This is a genomic window from Streptococcus parasanguinis, from assembly GCF_001578955.1.
Classification (GTDB): Bacteria; Bacillota; Bacilli; order Lactobacillales; family Streptococcaceae; genus Streptococcus; species Streptococcus parasanguinis_U.
Window position 1 is genome coordinate 1 of record NZ_KQ969693.1, and the last position, 17,039, is coordinate 17,039.

The 17,039-nt window shown below is 40.3% G+C and carries 31 protein-coding genes; all 31 read right to left on the reverse strand.

The features are described 5' to 3' along the window. Positions 1-201 precede the first annotated feature (201 nt). Positions 202-1,473, reverse strand: coding sequence for a glutamate-cysteine ligase family protein (locus tag SPADD19_RS09620; protein ID WP_061455884.1), 1,272 nt, complete (start codon positions 1,471-1,473; stop codon positions 202-204). Positions 1,474-1,726: 253 nt separating this feature from the next. After that, on the reverse strand, positions 1,727-2,113 hold the full coding sequence (rplQ, locus tag SPADD19_RS09625; RefSeq protein WP_003002399.1) for a 50S ribosomal protein L17: 387 nt from the start codon (positions 2,111-2,113) through the stop codon (positions 1,727-1,729). An 11-nt stretch (positions 2,114-2,124) separates the two neighbouring features. Then, positions 2,125-3,063, reverse strand: a complete 939-nt coding sequence (locus SPADD19_RS09630) for a DNA-directed RNA polymerase subunit alpha (RefSeq protein ID WP_003009635.1) — start codon at positions 3,061-3,063, stop codon at positions 2,125-2,127. Positions 3,064-3,108: 45 nt separating this feature from the next. Continuing rightward, positions 3,109-3,492 carry a 30S ribosomal protein S11 gene (rpsK, locus tag SPADD19_RS09635; protein WP_003002390.1) on the reverse strand — a complete coding sequence of 128 codons (384 nt, stop codon included), beginning with the start codon at positions 3,490-3,492 and terminating at the stop codon, positions 3,109-3,111. Between the two features lie 23 nt (positions 3,493-3,515). After that, complete coding sequence (gene rpsM / locus SPADD19_RS09640; RefSeq protein WP_003009631.1) at positions 3,516-3,881, reverse strand: 30S ribosomal protein S13; 366 nt, start codon at positions 3,879-3,881, stop codon at positions 3,516-3,518. Positions 3,882-3,898: 17 nt separating this feature from the next. After that, positions 3,899-4,015 carry a 50S ribosomal protein L36 gene (gene rpmJ / locus SPADD19_RS11825; protein WP_001808836.1) on the reverse strand — a complete coding sequence of 39 codons (117 nt, stop codon included), beginning with the start codon at positions 4,013-4,015 and terminating at the stop codon, positions 3,899-3,901. Positions 4,016-4,038: 23 nt separating this feature from the next. Then, the gene (gene infA / locus SPADD19_RS09645; RefSeq protein ID WP_001029883.1) at positions 4,039-4,257 is read right to left on the reverse strand and encodes a translation initiation factor IF-1; all 219 of its coding nucleotides are present in this window, start codon (positions 4,255-4,257) and stop codon (positions 4,039-4,041) included. Positions 4,258-4,373: 116 nt separating this feature from the next. Then, positions 4,374-5,012, reverse strand: a complete 639-nt coding sequence (locus SPADD19_RS09650) for an adenylate kinase (protein WP_021154254.1) — start codon at positions 5,010-5,012, stop codon at positions 4,374-4,376. 96 nt (positions 5,013-5,108) lie between these two features. Next, on the reverse strand, positions 5,109-6,419 hold the full coding sequence (secY, locus tag SPADD19_RS09655; RefSeq protein ID WP_023920186.1) for a preprotein translocase subunit SecY: 1,311 nt from the start codon (positions 6,417-6,419) through the stop codon (positions 5,109-5,111). 12 nt (positions 6,420-6,431) lie between these two features. Then, entirely contained in the window at positions 6,432-6,872 is a 441-nt protein-coding gene (gene rplO, locus SPADD19_RS09660; protein ID WP_003002405.1) for a 50S ribosomal protein L15, read from the reverse strand. A 145-nt stretch (positions 6,873-7,017) separates the two neighbouring features. Further along, positions 7,018-7,200: a 50S ribosomal protein L30 gene (gene rpmD / locus SPADD19_RS09665; protein ID WP_002894509.1), complete on the reverse strand. Its 183-nt coding sequence runs from the start codon at positions 7,198-7,200 to the stop codon at positions 7,018-7,020. A 14-nt stretch (positions 7,201-7,214) separates the two neighbouring features. Beyond that, positions 7,215-7,709: a 30S ribosomal protein S5 gene (gene rpsE / locus SPADD19_RS09670; protein WP_003009617.1), complete on the reverse strand. Its 495-nt coding sequence runs from the start codon at positions 7,707-7,709 to the stop codon at positions 7,215-7,217. Between the two features lie 17 nt (positions 7,710-7,726). Further along, complete coding sequence (gene rplR, locus SPADD19_RS09675; RefSeq protein ID WP_003010871.1) at positions 7,727-8,083, reverse strand: 50S ribosomal protein L18; 357 nt, start codon at positions 8,081-8,083, stop codon at positions 7,727-7,729. Positions 8,084-8,166: 83 nt separating this feature from the next. Continuing rightward, positions 8,167-8,703, reverse strand: a complete 537-nt coding sequence (gene rplF, locus SPADD19_RS09680) for a 50S ribosomal protein L6 (RefSeq protein ID WP_003010839.1) — start codon at positions 8,701-8,703, stop codon at positions 8,167-8,169. 189 nt (positions 8,704-8,892) lie between these two features. After that, positions 8,893-9,291: a 30S ribosomal protein S8 gene (rpsH, locus tag SPADD19_RS09685; RefSeq protein ID WP_003010897.1), complete on the reverse strand. Its 399-nt coding sequence runs from the start codon at positions 9,289-9,291 to the stop codon at positions 8,893-8,895. A 283-nt stretch (positions 9,292-9,574) separates the two neighbouring features. Then, entirely contained in the window at positions 9,575-9,760 is a 186-nt protein-coding gene (locus tag SPADD19_RS09690) for a type Z 30S ribosomal protein S14 (RefSeq protein WP_001085699.1), read from the reverse strand. Positions 9,761-9,777: 17 nt separating this feature from the next. Next, positions 9,778-10,320 (reverse strand): 50S ribosomal protein L5, encoded by a 543-nt coding sequence (gene rplE, locus SPADD19_RS09695; RefSeq protein WP_003009606.1) that lies wholly within the window; start codon positions 10,318-10,320, stop codon positions 9,778-9,780. Between the two features lie 23 nt (positions 10,321-10,343). Continuing rightward, positions 10,344-10,649, reverse strand: a complete 306-nt coding sequence (gene rplX, locus SPADD19_RS09700; protein WP_003002315.1) for a 50S ribosomal protein L24 — start codon at positions 10,647-10,649, stop codon at positions 10,344-10,346. A gap of 73 nt (positions 10,650-10,722) precedes the next feature. Next, complete coding sequence (gene rplN, locus SPADD19_RS09705) at positions 10,723-11,091, reverse strand: 50S ribosomal protein L14 (protein WP_003002384.1); 369 nt, start codon at positions 11,089-11,091, stop codon at positions 10,723-10,725. A gap of 25 nt (positions 11,092-11,116) precedes the next feature. Beyond that, a complete protein-coding gene (rpsQ, locus tag SPADD19_RS09710; protein WP_000440801.1) occupies positions 11,117-11,377 on the reverse strand; it encodes a 30S ribosomal protein S17 in 261 nt (86 codons plus the stop codon). Between the two features lie 23 nt (positions 11,378-11,400). Further along, positions 11,401-11,607 carry a 50S ribosomal protein L29 gene (gene rpmC, locus SPADD19_RS09715; protein ID WP_003002350.1) on the reverse strand — a complete coding sequence of 69 codons (207 nt, stop codon included), beginning with the start codon at positions 11,605-11,607 and terminating at the stop codon, positions 11,401-11,403. A 9-nt stretch (positions 11,608-11,616) separates the two neighbouring features. Further along, positions 11,617-12,030, reverse strand: coding sequence for a 50S ribosomal protein L16 (gene rplP, locus SPADD19_RS09720; RefSeq protein ID WP_000960947.1), 414 nt, complete (start codon positions 12,028-12,030; stop codon positions 11,617-11,619). Between the two features lie 3 nt (positions 12,031-12,033). Continuing rightward, positions 12,034-12,687: a 30S ribosomal protein S3 gene (rpsC, locus tag SPADD19_RS09725; protein WP_003002336.1), complete on the reverse strand. Its 654-nt coding sequence runs from the start codon at positions 12,685-12,687 to the stop codon at positions 12,034-12,036. A gap of 12 nt (positions 12,688-12,699) precedes the next feature. Beyond that, positions 12,700-13,044 (reverse strand): 50S ribosomal protein L22, encoded by a 345-nt coding sequence (gene rplV / locus SPADD19_RS09730; protein WP_000818139.1) that lies wholly within the window; start codon positions 13,042-13,044, stop codon positions 12,700-12,702. 11 nt (positions 13,045-13,055) lie between these two features. Next, on the reverse strand, positions 13,056-13,337 hold the full coding sequence (gene rpsS, locus SPADD19_RS09735; RefSeq protein WP_000533766.1) for a 30S ribosomal protein S19: 282 nt from the start codon (positions 13,335-13,337) through the stop codon (positions 13,056-13,058). A 96-nt stretch (positions 13,338-13,433) separates the two neighbouring features. After that, positions 13,434-14,267: a 50S ribosomal protein L2 gene (gene rplB, locus SPADD19_RS09740; protein ID WP_000512900.1), complete on the reverse strand. Its 834-nt coding sequence runs from the start codon at positions 14,265-14,267 to the stop codon at positions 13,434-13,436. 17 nt (positions 14,268-14,284) lie between these two features. Further along, positions 14,285-14,581: a 50S ribosomal protein L23 gene (locus SPADD19_RS09745; RefSeq protein ID WP_003009593.1), complete on the reverse strand. Its 297-nt coding sequence runs from the start codon at positions 14,579-14,581 to the stop codon at positions 14,285-14,287. After that, on the reverse strand, positions 14,581-15,204 hold the full coding sequence (gene rplD / locus SPADD19_RS09750; RefSeq protein WP_003009591.1) for a 50S ribosomal protein L4: 624 nt from the start codon (positions 15,202-15,204) through the stop codon (positions 14,581-14,583). The genes SPADD19_RS09745 and rplD overlap by 1 nt, the downstream gene beginning before the upstream one ends. Before the next feature lie 24 nt (positions 15,205-15,228). Next, a complete protein-coding gene (gene rplC / locus SPADD19_RS09755) occupies positions 15,229-15,855 on the reverse strand; it encodes a 50S ribosomal protein L3 (protein ID WP_003010846.1) in 627 nt (208 codons plus the stop codon). Positions 15,856-15,936: 81 nt separating this feature from the next. Next, positions 15,937-16,245: a 30S ribosomal protein S10 gene (rpsJ, locus tag SPADD19_RS09760; RefSeq protein ID WP_003009585.1), complete on the reverse strand. Its 309-nt coding sequence runs from the start codon at positions 16,243-16,245 to the stop codon at positions 15,937-15,939. A 278-nt stretch (positions 16,246-16,523) separates the two neighbouring features. Next, the coding region (locus SPADD19_RS12080) for a phosphoribulokinase (protein ID WP_241496577.1) at positions 16,524-17,039 on the reverse strand (516 nt) is incomplete at its 5' end.

Sequence of the window (17,039 nt, forward strand, 5' to 3'; positions counted from 1 at the left end):
AGTTACTATAACCTTAGTTATAGCGCCCTGCACATTGGTTCGTCTTGTTCAGTTTTCAAAGGTCTTTGTCGCTCTCGCGCGACAACTATATTAGTATATCATGACCTACCCTTACTGTCAATACTTTTTCTTAAAAAAATTTATTTTTTTGAAAGTTTTTTTGAAAGAAACAAAGAAAAGCCTGCATTACAGGCTTTTCTATTAGTCTAGTTCTTTGTTAATGATGAGAAATTTCTCTTCTCCGCAACCTCTTTTCATTAAACCTGCTTCAGCTATGTCTAGAAGATCTTTTGAAAAGGATTGGATCGCTTCTTTTTCTTCTTTACTTAGAATTTTCTTTGAATATTTCTTTCTAAGTTTTCGATAGTCCTGTTCTTCATTTTTAAAAAATGAACAATCCTCTAAATAGTTTTCCAGTTTTTCTAACTGTACAAATAAGCCCAACTCAAAGGCTATCGGGGCAAATGTGGTTTCTAATGGTTGTGTACAAACACTTCTAAATTCTACAGTTCCACGAGCAGTTAGATCTTGAAATTGGTAACTTCGATGTTGTTTTAGATCTTCTTTTACAGGGTTAATGATTTTCTCATTTCCATCAGCCGTATAGGCTGTAATTTCTTTTTGATCTAGATAGTCCTCGACTCGAATTGGTTTAAAATAATATGATTTGCCCTCTCTTGTTGCCGTAAAAATAGCCGTTCTATCGAGATTATTAAAAAACTCTTCTTCGCTTTGGTAGTCCTTAGGATAAATCCCTACATTTTCCTTATAATAACCATGTAAGGATTCTTCCCAGAAAATATCTCTGGCAATTTTTGTATCCCAAACCTCTGCTGAAAATTCTGAGTTAGAAAACAAATATGCTTTTGCTGCTTCAATTTTATTAAAGGCATTAATGATGCGAAGATAGTTATCGCGCCTTACATCCAATTGAACCTGGTTTCCGCATATAAATGCTCCGTACGAAGGATAAGAGTGTGTTTTCATCCCTGTACCATTCATTGCAAGGAAAGCCATTAACATCTTGTATCGTTCGATTTTCACTGGGCTATTATCATTTTCTTGCCACAGAGGATGGATTCCGTGCCCTTGGATTTCGTGATTATTTTCTTGCAAAATCGGTTGAATAATCTTCAAATAGTCCTCAAAACGTTTGGCCACCTCATTTATAGAACGAGCTCTCTCAAATGCAAATTCAATTGTATTGTAACTCAACTCGAATAGAATACGATCTTTAGAAGAGCAGTGAACTAATTGAATTGGATTTTGATCGTCATCTATTTTTTCAACTTCAAAATCTGATAAGTTGGCTAAGGTTCGAAAAAGATTTTTCGTCACCTCTATATTTGTTTTGTTTCCATTTGTTTCTACAATCGGAAACTCTAATTCAACTCCGACAAAGAGTTCCGAATCCTCTTTCATATTACTAAGGTACTTCTCTTTTAGTAATTTAATTGCTTGTTGTTTTGTCATTGAATCCTTTTTCTTCTATTGGAGATATGGGTTCCATTATATCATTTTTTGCTATTCTCGACTACTCACGAAAACAAGACAAAACGCCTGCTTACGAAATTGTTTTAAATTAAAGCAATTTCGTAAACAAGCGTCTACCATTCATTCAATATGATGAGTGTTCCCGCTGGGGAAAATCCCCAGCGGTAGACCAGAGCTAGACTAAGAATAACAGTGTATTCCATCATCATAACACTCAACAAAATTGATGATATTATACCAATTCGATGATAGCCATTGGCGCAGCATCACCACGACGTGGTTCAGTTTTAAGGATACGAGTATATCCACCATTGCGCTCAGCATAACGAGGTGCTAATTCAGAGAACAATTTTTGAAGTGCAGTTGTTTCTGAGTATTTACCTGTTTCTTCATCAAAGTTTTGTGATGCAACTTCGTTACGTACGAATGCAGCAGCTTGACGACGTGCATGCAAATCACCACGTTTACCCAAAGTAATCATTTTTTCAACTGATTTACGGATTTCTTTCGCACGTGCTTCAGTTGTAACAATTGCTTCATTGATGATAAGATCTGTAGTCAAATCGCGAAGCATTGCTTTACGTTGTGAGCTAGTGCGTCCTAGTTTACGGTAAGCCATGTATTCCTCCTCTATTTATCGTTTTTTAACCCAAGGCCTAAGTCGGCAAGTTTGATTTTAACTTCTTCAAGACTCTTACGTCCCAAGTTACGAACTTTCATCATTTCTGCTTCTGATTTTTCAGTCAAATCGTAAACAGTATTAATGCCAGCACGTTTCAAACAGTTATATGAACGAACTGAAAGATCTAATTCTTCGATCGTACGTTCTAAAATGCGATCATCAGAAGTTGTATCTACTTCCTTCATAACATCTGTTGCAATAGCAATTTCAGTTAAGTTTGTGAATAGATTTAGGTGTTCTGTCAAAATACGAGCAGACAAACCTAAGGCATCTTCTGGAATGATTGTCCCATTTGTCAAAATTTCAAGGGTTAGCTTGTCAAAGCCATCGTTGCTACCAACGCGTGCTGGTTCAACTTGGTAATTGACTTTAGTCACTGGCGTATAGATTGAATCTACAGCAAGTGTTCCCACTGGTGCATCATCTTTTTTGTTTTGATCAGCTGGAACATAGCCACGTCCACTGTTTACAGTAAGCGTCGCTTTCAAAGATGCTCCCTCTCCGATTGTAAATAGATAATGATCAGGGTTTACAATTTCGATGTCACTATCAGTAAGAATATCTCCAGCAGTTACTTCTGCAGGTCCTTCTACATCAAGTTCAATAATCTTTTCGTCTTGGACGTAAGATTTAACGGCGATTCCTTTAACGTTAAGAATAATTTGCATAACGTCTTCACGAACTCCTGGAACCGTATCAAATTCGTGGAGTACACCTTCAATGTTGATTGAAGTAACAGCCGCACCTGGAAGTGAAGCTAGAAGTACACGACGAAGTGAGTTTCCAAGTGTTGTACCATAGCCACGTTCAAGTGGTTCTACGACAAACACGCCATAATCTTTATTTTCATCAATTTTTGTTATATTTGGTTTTTCAAACTCAATCATTTGCTATACTCCCTCTTAAACGAAAAGCTGTGTAATTGTTGATGATTATACACGGCGACGTTTTGGAGGACGAGCACCATTGTGTGGTACAGGAGTTACATCGCGGATTGCAGTTACTTCAAGACCAGCAGCAGCAAGTGCACGAATAGCAGACTCACGACCTGAACCAGGACCTTTAACAGTTACTTCAACAGATTTAAGTCCGTGTTCTTGAGCAGCTTTTGCAGCAGCTTCTGATGCCATTTGAGCAGCAAATGGTGTAGATTTACGAGAACCTTTAAATCCAAGTGCACCTGCAGATGACCAAGCGATTGCGTTACCATGCACATCAGTAATCATAACAATTGTGTTGTTAAATGTAGCGTGAATATGAGCAATACCAGATTCGATATTCTTTTTCACACGACGTTTACGTGTTGGTTTAGCCAAGATTTTCACCTCCTTATTTTATTTTATTTTTTCTTACCTGCAATCGCAACAGCTTTACCTTTACGAGTGCGAGCATTGTTTTTAGTGTTTTGTCCACGAACTGGAAGTCCACGACGGTGACGGATACCACGGTATGAACCGATTTCCATCAAACGTTTGATGTTCAAGTTTACTTCACGACGAAGGTCACCTTCAACTTTGATTGCGTCAACTTCACGACGGATAGCATCTTCTTGATCTGGTGTAAGATCACGAACACGAATATCTTCAGAAACACCTGCGGCAGCGAGGATTTTCTTAGATGTTGGAAGTCCGATACCGTACACATAAGTCAATGAAATTACTACACGTTTGTCATTTGGAATGTCAACTCCAGCAATACGAGCCATGTTTTCTCCTTTCTATCTTATCCTTGACGTTGTTTGTGTTTTGGATTTGCTGGGCAAATTACCATAACACGACCATTACGACGAATTACTTTACAGTATTCGCAAATTGGTTTGACCGATGGTCTTACTTTCATTTTTATCCCTCCAAGTTTTTCGATTATTTAAAGCGGTATGTGATACGTCCACGTGTCAAATCGTACGGACTCATCTCCACTGTAACACGATCTCCCGCTAAAATACGAATATAGTTTTTACGAATTTTACCAGAAACTGTTGCTAAAATCTGATGTCCATTTTCAAGTTCAACCGTAAACATAGCATTCGGCATTGTATCGACTACTTTGCCTTCTACTTCAATCACATCGTCTTTTGCCACGCAAAAGTACCTCCATAAATTTCGATTCATTCCTCTGAGCACAGAGGTAACAATTATAAGTCAGACTAACTAATTGTAACACTTGTTGTCAAATATTGCAAGTGACTAAAACGTTTTTATTTCAAATTTGACAAGACTTTTTCAATGTCTGAAAATACATCATTGATATCTTGGTTCCCTTGGATGTCATGTACGAGTCCTTTTGAACGATAAAATTCAATGATTGGTTCACCTTGGGCAATATTAACATCCAAACGACGTTTTACTGTCTCAGGTTTATCATCTTCACGTTGGTAGTAATCTTCCTCTTTGTAATCAACTGGTGGATTGAATACTTTATGGAAAGTTTCTCCAGTTTGACGATGAATGATACGTCCGCTCAAACGCTCTAAAAGACTGTCTGGATTTACTTCGATGTTGATAACACCTTCAAGCTCAATACCAAGTTCAGCCAATGTTTTATCTAAAGCATGAGCTTGCTCAATGGTACGTGGATATCCGTCTAACAAGAAACCTGTTTCTTTAATATCATCTTGAGCAAGGCGTTCTTTTACAATTCCATTGGTTACTTCATCTGGTACCAACTCACCTTTATCAATGTATGATTTTGCAAGCACACCCATTTCAGTTTGGTTAGCCATCGCTGCGCGGAACATATCTCCAGTGGAGATATGCGCTACGTGAAACTCTTCAACGATTTTAGCTGCTTGAGTTCCTTTACCTGCTCCAGGCAACCCCATAATTAAAAGATTCATGATGAATTCTCCTTATTTTGTTTTTAAATGGAAGCAGGAGCGAATTCCTATTTCCATTTAAAAACAAAATAGAAGGCTGACAAAGTCAACCTTATTCTATTCTGTTGTTGTGTCCATAAATCCGACATACTTACGTTTTAATAAGTAGCCTTCTAATTGTTTCATTCCCTCAATACCTGTTGAAATAATGATTAACAAACTAGTTCCTCCAAGAGCAACTGCATCTGTCAAACCAAATAAATCTCGAGCCAGGATTGGAATGATGGTAATAAAGCCAAGGAATACTGATCCGACGCTTGCTAAACGACGTAGCAAACGAGACATAAACTCTTCTGTCCCCTTACCAGGGCGGACGCCTGGGATATAGGCACCACTCTTTTGAAGGTTTTCTGCCGTTTTTTCAGGATTGATCTGAACAAACGTGTAGAAGAAGGTGAAGAGAATGATCAATAAGGCATACATTGCCACACCAGTTGGTGTGTTTGTAGCCAACATGGCTTGAGCTGTTTTCACCCATCCTGCATTGTAACCCATAGCGCTAATCACTTGGAAAATTGCAGCAGGCGCTGCTGTAATCGAACTAGCGAAGATGACAGGAATAACTCCTGCTGGGTTTACTTTCAAAGGTAGGTAAGAACTTGATGGAGCTCCTTGTGCAATCTTTGTATATTGGATTGGAATCTTGTATTGTGCTTGCTCCACAAAGGTTGTAAAGTAAACAATAACCAAGACAGCAAGGATTAATACCCCAACAAAAATGAGGGAATTGGTCATTTGACCAGAACGAACATTCACAAATGCATTTTCATAGATTTCTTTAATCATCTCAGGAATTGATGACACAATCCCTGCAAAGATAATCATTGAAACACCATTACCGTACCCTTTATCTGTGATTTGTTCTCCAAGCCAAGTCACAATCATGGAACCGGTCGTCAGAATCGCACCGATTAATAGATAGGTCTTGGTATTTGGAGTTGCGACTAATTTCGCCTGAGACAAAGTGTGGAAGGTGGCTGTAATCCCGATGGATTGAACAAAGGCTAGAACCAAAGAAATATAGCGTGTTGCTTGGTTGAGCTTTCTTCGACCAACTTCCCCTTGTTTGCCCCATTCAACAAACTTAGGCAACAGATCCATTTGCAAAAGTTGCACGACGATCGAAGCTGTAATGTATGGGCTAACCCCTAATGCGAAAACTGAGAAGTTCCTCATGGCATTCCCAGAAACCAAACTGAGCATGTTCAAGAAGGACACATCTTGAAGGTTGTTCAGAATTTTCGCATTTACACCAGGCACTGTAATCGTGGTCCCAATGCGGAAAACAAGAATGATGAAGATCGTAAATAAAATCTTCGACCGTACTTGTTTCACCTTAAATGCATCTTTTAATAATTTAAAAAACATAGGTCACCTCACTTAGATGACTTCAACTGAACCACCTTTAGCAGTGATAGCTTCTTCAGCTGATTTAGAGAATTTAGCTGCTTTAACAGTCAACTTCTTAGTCAATTCTCCGTTACCAAGAATTTTGATACCTGATTTTTCAGCTTTTACAATTCCTGATTCTACAAGTACTACTGGAGTTACTTCAGCACCATCTTCAAAGGCGTTCAATTGATCAAGGTTCACAATAGCATATTCTTTAGCGTTGATGTTTGTAAATCCACGTTTTGGAAGACGACGGAACAATGGAGTTTGTCCACCTTCAAAACCAAGACGTACACCGCCACCGCTACGAGCTTTTTGACCTTTTTGACCACGGCCAGAAGTTTTACCATTACCAGATGAAGTACCACGACCAACACGGTTGCGGACTTTACGTGAACCTGTAGCAGGTTGTAATTCATGAAGTTTCATTATTTATTTTCTCCTCTTTTGTAAATTGCTAACGCATGTAATCAGGAAAAGGTGTCCTAACTACAAACTCGCCTATACTTATATTTAGTTTTAGGGGATGAGAATCTCTCATACCCCTGAAAACTTTGTTTCTATTTTAAATAGATTATTTTACTTCTTCAACTGTTACCAAGTGAGATACAGCAGTGATCATACCACGTACTGCTGGGTTATCTTCTTTAATAACAGAGCTGTTCAATTTGCCAAGTCCAAGTGCTACAACAGTTTTACGTTGTGACGGGATGCGTCCGATTGGAGACTTAGTCAAAGTAATTTTAATTTGAGCCATTTGAATCTCCTTTCTTAAGCCAAGTCAGAAACTGAAATACCACGAAGGGCAGCAACTTCATCAGCGCGTTTCAATTGTGCCAAACCGTTAACAGTTGCACGAACGATGTTGATTGGAGTGTTTGATCCAAGTGATTTAGATGTAACATCTGCAATACCTGCCAATTCGACAACGGCACGAACTGCTCCACCTGCAGCAACCCCAGCCCCTTCGATAGCTGGTTTCAACAATACACGAGCTCCACCAAATACTGATGTTACTTCGTGTGGAATTGTTGTTCCAACCATAGGAACTTCGATCAAGTTTTTCTTAGCATCTTCAACAGCCTTACGGATTGCTTCTGGAACTTCTTGAGCTTTACCAGTACCAAATCCAACACGGCCATTACGGTCACCAACAACTACAAGAGCTGCAAAACGAAGACGACGTCCACCTTTAACAACTTTTGTTACACGGTTGATGGCAACTACGCGTTCTTCAAGTTCAACTGCATTATCTTTAAATGCCATTTTCTAGTGTCCTCCTATTAGAATTTCAATCCGTTTTCACGAGCTGCATCAGCCAAAGCTTTAACACGTCCGTGATATAGATATCCACCGCGGTCGAACACCACTTCAGAAATACCTTTAGCAACTGCACGTTCAGCAACAAGTTTGCCGACAACAACGGCTTGTTCAGTTTTAGTTCCTTTTGAAACTTCTTTGTCAAGAGTTGAAGCGCTTGCGAGCGTTACACCCGCTACGTCATCAATTACTTGAGCGTAGATGCCTGTATTAGAACGAAATACGTTCAAACGTGGGCGATCAGCAGTTCCAGAGAGTTTTCCGCGAACGCGACGGTGGCGTTTTTGACGGATTTTGTTTTTATCTGGTTTCGAAATCACAATTTTCACCTCTTAATTTTAAAATCATGTGCTAAGCACTGAGTTGGTAAGATGAAGTTTGGTTGAAAAACAACCAAACTACATTATTTACCTGTTTTACCTTCTTTGCGGCGAACGTATTCACCAACATAACGGATCCCTTTACCTTTGTATGGTTCAGGTGAACGAAGGCTACGTACATAAGCAGCTGTTTGACCAACTACTTCTTTTGAAATTCCGCTAACAACGATTGTTGTTGGGTTTGGAAGTTCAAAAGTAATTCCTTCTGGAGCTTCAACTTCGTCTGGGTGTGATTTACCAACAGCCAAAACAAGTTTTGATCCTTGAAGTTGTGCACGGTATCCAACCCCGCGCATTTCAAGTTCTTTCTTGAATCCTTCTGATACACCAGTAACCATGTTGTTCAAAAGGGCACGAGTTGTTCCGTGGATTGTTTTCATTTCTTTTGAATCGTTTGGACGGTGAAGTGTTACTTCAGTACCTTCCACACGGATTTCAATATCTTTTGAGAACGTACGAGTAAGTTCTCCTTTAGGTCCTTTTACAGTTACAACGTTGTCATTGTTAGTGATTTCAACACCAGCAGGCAACACGATAACTTTATTACCAATACGTGACATGTTTTTTATTCTCCTGTTAAATTGTCAGGCCTTTGCGGGCCAGTTTTCACGGGGTTTAAATCTTTTTGATTTAAAAGTTAATGTTTAGGTCTCATTTTCTAAGTGAATCGAGGCATTGTCTCACAGACATAACTTTGGGTTAGACAAGAGACAACAACGAAGAGTCACAACGAAATTGGGAGCTAAATATTACCAAACGTAAGCGATAACTTCCCCACCAACGTTCTTTTGGCGTGCTTCTTTATCAGTAAGCAAACCTTCAGAAGTTGAAAGGATAGCAATTCCAAGTCCGTTAAGAACTTTTGGAAGATCTTCACGTTTTTTGTAAACACGCAAACCTGGTTTAGATACACGTTTCAAGTTTGTGATAACTTTTTCACCGTTTTGTCCATATTTCAAGAATACACGGATGATACCTTGTTTGTCATCTTCGATGAATTCAACGTTTTTTACAAAACCTTCGCGTTTAAGGATTTCAGCAATCCCTTTTTTGATGTTTGATGCAGGTACTTCAAGTACTTCGTGTTTTGCTTGGTTAGCGTTACGAATACGTGTAAGGAAGTCTGCGATTGGGTCAGTCATAACCATTATAATTTCTCCTCTTACTAGTAGTTTGCAAGTTGCACTTGCTAGTTAATACATGATACAGAGAGCGTAACAGCGAGAGCAAAAATAGGCAATTTGATGCAGGAGCGATGCTCCAAAGAAAATTGGTCTTTTTTGCCAAAGCTGTAGCTCGTGTTCAAATTGGCAAGCCCAACTGAACCCGGGCTAAACTCTGTGTGAAAAAGATAAACTTTCCTAGAAACTAAAGTTTCTTCGTCAAGTTTCCTATTTTCACTTGGAGTTTTAACGCCCTTGATATCTTAAATTACCAAGATGCTTTTGTGACACCTGGGATTTGACCTTTGTATGCCAATTCACGGAAGCAAACACGGCAAAGTTTAAACTTGCGGTAAACTGAGTGTGGACGTCCACAACGTTCACAGCGAGTGTATGCTTGAGTAGAGAACTTCGCTGGGCGTTTGTTCTTAGCAATCATAGATTTTTTAGCCATTAGTTTTACCTCCTATATTATTTTGCAAACGGCATACCGAGGCCAGTAAGCAATGCACGTGATTCTTCGTCTGTGTTCGCTGTAGTTACGATTACGATATCCAAACCACGAGTTTTATCAACATCATCAAAGTTGATTTCTGGGAAGATCAATTGTTCTTTCACACCAAGTGTGTAGTTTCCGCGTCCATCAAATGATTTTGTTGGAACACCATGGAAGTCACGTACACGTGGAAGTGAAACTGTTACCAATTTATCCAAGAATTCGTACATACGTTCACCACGAAGGGTAACTTTTGCACCGATCGCAACACCTTCACGAAGACGGAAGCCGGCGATTGATTTTTTAGCCTTAGTGATCAATGGTTTTTGACCTGAGATCAAAGCAAGCTCTTCAGCAGCTTTTTCAAGGTTCTTAGCATTTGATACTGCATCACCAACACCCATGTTCAAAACGATTTTATCAACTTTTGGCACAGCCATAACTGATGAATAGTTGAACTGTTCAGTCAATGATGGTACTACTTCATTAAGGTATTTTTCTTTTAAACGATTAGCCATTATACTTCTCCTTTCCTTCGTGATTAGTCAAGCACTTCGCCTGATTTTTTGTTGTAGCGAACTTTTTTGCCGTCTACAAATTTGTAGCCAACACGTCCAGCAACACCGTTTTTGTCCAAAACTTGAACGTTAGAAGCATGGATTGGAGCTTCTTTTTCAACGATCGCACCTTGAGGGTTTTCGTTATTTGGACGTTGGTGTTTCTTAATGATGTTTACACCTTCTACAACAACTTTATTTACTTTTGGAAGAGCAGTAAGAACAACAGCTTCTACGCCTTTGTCTTTACCAGCAATAACGCGAACTTTGTCGCCTTTTTTTACAAACATTTTATTCTCCTTTTATTCTTACGCCCGATGGGCACCCTGGCTGAGCCAGGGGACTGTGTTTGTTTTTGATTGATTAAAGTACTTCTGGAGCAAGTGATACGATCTTCATGAATCCACCGTCACGCAATTCACGTGCAACTGGACCAAAGATACGAGTTCCGCGAGGAGTTTTGTCGTCACGGATGATCACTGCTGCATTTTCGTCGAACTTGATGTATGAACCATCTTTACGACGAGCACCTGATTTAGTACGAACGATAACAGCTTTTACAACGTCACCTTTCTTAACCGCACCACCAGGAGTAGCTTGTTTTACAGATGCAACGATTACATCACCGATGCTCGCGAATTTACGTTTTGAACCACCAAGAACTTTGATTGTCAAGATTTCGCGTGCGCCACTGTTGTCAGCGACTTTCAAACGAGTTTCTGTTTGAATCATTTACGTTTTCTCCTTTCAGGTATGATTAGATGATGACCGCTTCTTCAACGACTTCTACAAGACGGAAGCGTTTTGTAGCTGAAAGCGGACGAGTTTCCATGATACGAACGATATCGCCTTCTTTAGCAACATTGTTTTCATCATGAGCTTTGTATTTTTTAGAATAGTTGATACGTTTACCATAGACTGGGTGGTTACGTTTAGTTTCAACTACAACTGTGATTGTTTTGTCCATTTTGTCAGACACAACGCGTCCAACAAGAACTTTACGATTATTGCGTTCCATTGAAATTCTCCTTCCCTAGTCTATTATTTAGCTTCTGATTGAACAGTTTTGATACGAGCGATTTGTTTTTTCACTTCTTTCAAACGTCCAGTTTGTTCCAATTGACCAGCAGCTGCTTGGAAACGAAGTTCAAACAATTCTTTCTTCAATTCATTTTCACGCTTCGCGAGTTCTTCTTGAGAAAGACCACGAAGTTCTTTAACAAATTCTTTTACTTCTGTAAGTTTCATGACCTCTCCTTATTCTGCTTCACGTTTCACAAATTTAGTTTTAACTGGCAATTTGTGGCTAGCAAGACGAAGTGCTTCGCGTGCGATCTCTTCAGATACACCAGCGATTTCGAACATCACTTTACCACGTTTAACTGGTGCTACCCAACCTTCAGGAGCCCCTTTACCAGATCCCATACGTACCCCGATAGCTTTAGCGGTGTATGATTTGTGTGGGAAAATCTTAATCCAAACTTTACCACCACGTTTCATGTAACGAGTCATGGCGATACGAGCAGCTTCGATTTGACGGTTTGTGATCCAGTGGCTAGTTGTAGCTTGAAGACCGTATTCACCGAATGCTACTTCTTTTCCACCTTTTGCTTCACCGCGCATTTTACCACGGAATTCGCGACGGTGTTTTACACGTTTAGGTACTAACATTGGTTATTTACCTCCTTTAGCGTCTTTACGAGCCGGAAGAACTTCACCACGGTAGATCCATACTTTAACACCAAGTTTACCGTAAGTAGTGTCTGCTTCTTCCCAAGCGTAATCGATATCAGCGCGAAGTGTGTGGAGTGGAACAGTTCCTTCAGAGTATCCTTCTGCACGGGCAATATCTGCACCGTTCAAACGACCTGATACTTGAGTTTTGATTCCTTTAGCTCCAGCACGCATAGCACGTTGGATTGCTTGTTTTTGTGCACGACGGAAAGCAACACGTTGTTCCAATTGACGAGCGATTCCTTCACCAACAAGGTGAGCATCCAAGTCAGGACGTTTGATCTCAATGATGTTGATGTGTACTTGTTTACCAGTCAATTTGTTAAGAGCTGCACGAAGTGCATCAACGTTTGCTCCACCTTTACCGATAACCATACCTGGTTTAGCAGTGTGAAGAGAAACGTTAACTTTGTTTACTGCGCGTTCGATTTCAATAGTTGAAACGGCTGCGTCAGCCAATTCTTTTTGAATGAATTTACGGATTGCAAGATCTTCATGAAGGTAATCCGCGTATTCTTTTTCAGCATACCATTTGGCATCCCAATCACGGATGATACCAACACGCATACCAATTGGATGTACTTTTTGACCCACGAGTTTACCTCCTTATTTTTCTGCAACAGCTACTGTGATGTGAGCTGTACGTTTGTTGATTGGTGAAGCTGAACCTTTCGCACGTGGACGGAAACGTTTCATTGTTGGTCCTTCGTTTGCGAATGCTTCAGATACTACCAAGTTAGCTTTTTCCAAACCAAAGTTGTTTTCAGCGTTTGCTACTGCTGAGTTCAACACTTTAAGGATGATCCCTGCAGCTTTGTTTGGTGTGAATGTCAAAATAGCGATGGCATCGGCTACGCTTTTACCACGGATGTTGTCAAGAACAAGACGTGATTTACGAGGTGAAACACGCACTGTACGAGCCATTGCTTTAGCTGAAGTAATTTCTGCCATTTATGTTCTCCTTATTTTCTACGTGTCTTCTTGTCGTCTGCCGCGTGACCTTTGTAAGTACGAGTTGGTGCGAATTCACCAAGCTTGTGACCTACCATGTCTTCTTGGATGTAAACAGGTACATGTTTACGTCCATCATAAACTGCGATAGTGTATCCGATGAAACTTGGGAAGATCGTTGAACGACGTGACCAAGTTTTAATTACTTTTTTCTTTTCGTCGTTTGCTTGAGCTTCAACTTTTTTCATCAAATGCTCATCGACGAAAGGTCCTTTTTTAAGACTACGTCCCATTTTGTAATTTTCTCCTTTAAAATTTAGTACCACAGCGGCTTGCGCTGCTATGCAGCGCTACCGAGCTGGCGGAAAGTGTAAGCTAGTTGCTTATGATTATTTTTGGTTGCGACGACGAACGATAAGTTTGTCAGATTTCGCTTTCTTGTTACGAGTTTTAAGACCAAGCGCAGGTTTACCCCAAGGAGTAGATGGCGCTTTACGTCCAACTGGTGCTTTACCTTCACCACCACCGTGTGGGTGATCATTCGGGTTCATTACAGAACCACGAACTGTAGGGCGAACACCTTTCCAGCGGTTACGTCCCGCTTTACCAAGGTTAACAAGTCCATGTTGTTCGTTTCCGACAACACCAACTGTAGCACGGCAAGTTCCAAGAATCATACGAACTTCGCCCGATTGAAGACGAACAAGTACATATTTACCTTCAGAACCCAATACTTGAGCAGAAGCTCCAGCAGCACGTACCAATTCTCCACCTTTACCAGGTTTCAATTCGATGTTGTGGATCAAAGTACCAACTGGGATGTTAGCAAGTGGAAGAGCATTTCCGACTTTGATATCTGCTTCTGGTCCTGATACGATGCGTTGACCTACTTCAAGACCTTTAGGGGCGATGATGTATGCTTTCACACCGTCAGTGTAGTGTACAAGCGCAATGTTAGCTGAGCGGTTTGGATCGTATTCGATCGTTTTAACGACTGCTTCAACTCCATCTTTGTTACGTTTGAAATCGATCAAACGGTAATGACGTTTGTGTCCACCACCTTGGTGACGAACAGTGATACGACCGTTGTTGTTACGACCTGCTTTGTTTTTAAGAGAAACAAGCAAAGTTTTCTCAGGTGTGTTTGTTGTGATTTCAGCGAAATCCAAAGAAGTCATATTACGGCGACCGTTTGTTGTTGGTTTATAAACACGAATTCCCACGATATTTCCTCCTTAGATTATTCAGCTTCAGTAGCAAACAACTCGATTGCTTTAGAATCAGCTGCAAGCGTGATGATAGCTTTTTTAGTTTTTGAAGTAAAACCAGTGTAACGTCCAACGCGTTTTGCTTTAGGTTTTACGTTTACAGTGTTCACATTCGCAACTTTTACACCTTCAAACGCAGCTTCAACAGCTTGTTTGATCAAAAGTTTGTGAGCGCGAGTGTCAACTTCGAATACATATTTGCCTGCTTCAAGTTGAGCCATTGACTTTTCAGTGATAACAGGTTTTTTGATAACATCATACAAATTCATTATGCAAGAACCTCCTCGATTTTAGAGATAGCTGCTTGAGTAACAAGAAGTTTGTCACTATTTGCGATGTCAAGAACACTTGCAGTTGTAGCAGTCGCAACTTTCACGTTTGGAAGGTTACGAGCTGAAAGAGCTGCGAATTCATTTCCTTCTTCAAGAATAACAAGGACTTTAGAATCGATGCTCAAAGCTGCAAGAACTTTTGCAAATTCAGCAGTTTTTGGAGCTGTAAATTCAAGAGAATCAACGGCTACAAATTTGTTTTCAGCAACTTTTTCTGAGTAAACAGATTTAAGTGCAAGGCGACGAACTTTTTGAGGAAGTTTGTACGCATAGCTACGTGGAGTTGGTCCGAAGACAATTCCACCACCACGCCATTGTGGAGAGCGGATAGAACCTTGACGAGCACGTCCAGTTCCTTTTTGACGCCATGGTTTGCGTCCGCCACCTGAAACGGCTGAACGGTTTTTAACTGCGTGAGTTCCTTGACGAAGGCTAGCACGTTGGCTGATGATCACATCAAATACAACTGCTTGGTTTGGTTCGATACCAAAGATCGCATCGTTAAGAACAACTTCGCCCGCTTGTTTACCAGTTTGGTCGAATAATGTTACATTTGCCATTTTGACTGTATTCCCCTTTCCTTATTATTTACCAGCTTTAACTGCTGACTTGATAGTGATAAGAGATTTCTTAGCACCTGGTACGTTACCTTTGATAAGGATAACGTTCTTTTCTGGAACAACTTGTACAACTTCAAGGTTTTGAATAGTTACACGATCGCCACCCATGCGTCCTGCAAGGTTTTTACCTTTGAATACGCGGTTAGGTGCAACAGGTCCCATAGAACCTGGACGACGGTGGTAACGAGAACCGTGAGCCATAGGTCCACGTGATTGTCCGTGGCGTTTGATAACACCTTGGAAACCTTTACCTTTAGAAGTACCAGTTACATCAACAATGTCTCCAGCTTCGAAAGTGTCAACTGTGATTTCAGCACCAACTTCCAAGCCTTCAACGTTTTTGAATTCACGAATGAAGCGCTTAGGAGCCGTGTTAGCTTTTGCTACATGTCCTTTAGCAGGTTTGTTGCTCAATACTTCGCGTTTGTCATCGAAACCAACTTGGATAGCGTTGTAACCATCTGTTTCAACAGTTTTAACTTGAAGAACAACGTTTGGAGTTGCTTCGATAACTGTTACAGGGATCAATTCGCCAGCTTCAGTGAAGATTTGAGTCATTCCCACTTTTTTCCCTAAGATTCCTTTTGTCATGAGAAAATAGTTCCTTTTCTATAGTTTTTTATTCAAAAAGTTTTTAACGAGCGTTTTTTATGCTCTTGATCAAGCTTTAGATTAAAGTTTGATTTCTACGTTTACACCACTTGGAAGATCCAATTTCATCAAAGCGTCAACTGTTTTTTGAGTTGGGTTGATGATGTCGATCAAACGTTTGTGTGTACGCATTTCGAATTGTTCGCGAGAATCTTTGTATTTGTGAGTCGCACGAATGATTGTGTAGAGGCTACGCTCAGTTGGAAGTGGGATTGGCCCCGCAACTTGTGCACCTGTACGAGTAGCTGATTCTACGATTTTTGCAGCCGCTGTGTCGAGTGTACGGTGTTCGTACGCTTTCAAACGGATGCGGATTTTTTTGTTTGCCATCTTTTTCTCCTTTTCGTCTATTTAAGATAATAGGCTAGCTCCACAAGAAAACCGACGCGCGTTGCGTGGCAATGCAACCGAGCGTGTCGCAACCTCTTGCATCAAAGCTAATAGCTGTTTTTCACAGCACCATAGTAGTTTAACACAAACAAAGGCCCAATGCAAGGGATTTGAGAAGATTTTTTTCGTTTTTTTGATGAAAGTGTTTTCGAAAGAAAAAACGTGCTAAAAAAGTTGCTATTATATAGAAAAAAAGTTCTACTTTTCAGTAGAACTTCCTATTCTTTTTCAATACAAAATTGATCTTGTGATGTATTGACCAGGATATCCGCTTCGCCTTCCATCAGTTGATAATACTGATGGTATTGTTCTCGCCTGATCTGGTGAGTTCGATAGATGAAGTCTATCTCTCGATTTCGTTGGGCAACGTCTCTGCTTAATCGTCTTTCTAGCTCCGTAAGATCATCTGTGTAAAAACAAATGGTTTGATCAAACAAAGATTTTGGTAAAAAAGCTACTGACATCCCTTCTACGATGAGAATAGGCTTGTTCCCAGATAATATATGGCTTGGAGACCATGGCTGATCAATCGTCCGTATATCCATTCCTGCTTGAAGGGCTCGAATATCTCGCTCTAGACTAGCCAATTCATGGGCACTCGACAGACACGCGGTTACTTTTTGGTCCGGTAAGTCTTTTGGCACAACCAACCCTCTTGGACTTCCAATAATATAGGGATCTGTCTCCAAAAGGTTAACTTTTGTGGGGTCCAATCGCTCACAGAGCGCTATTGT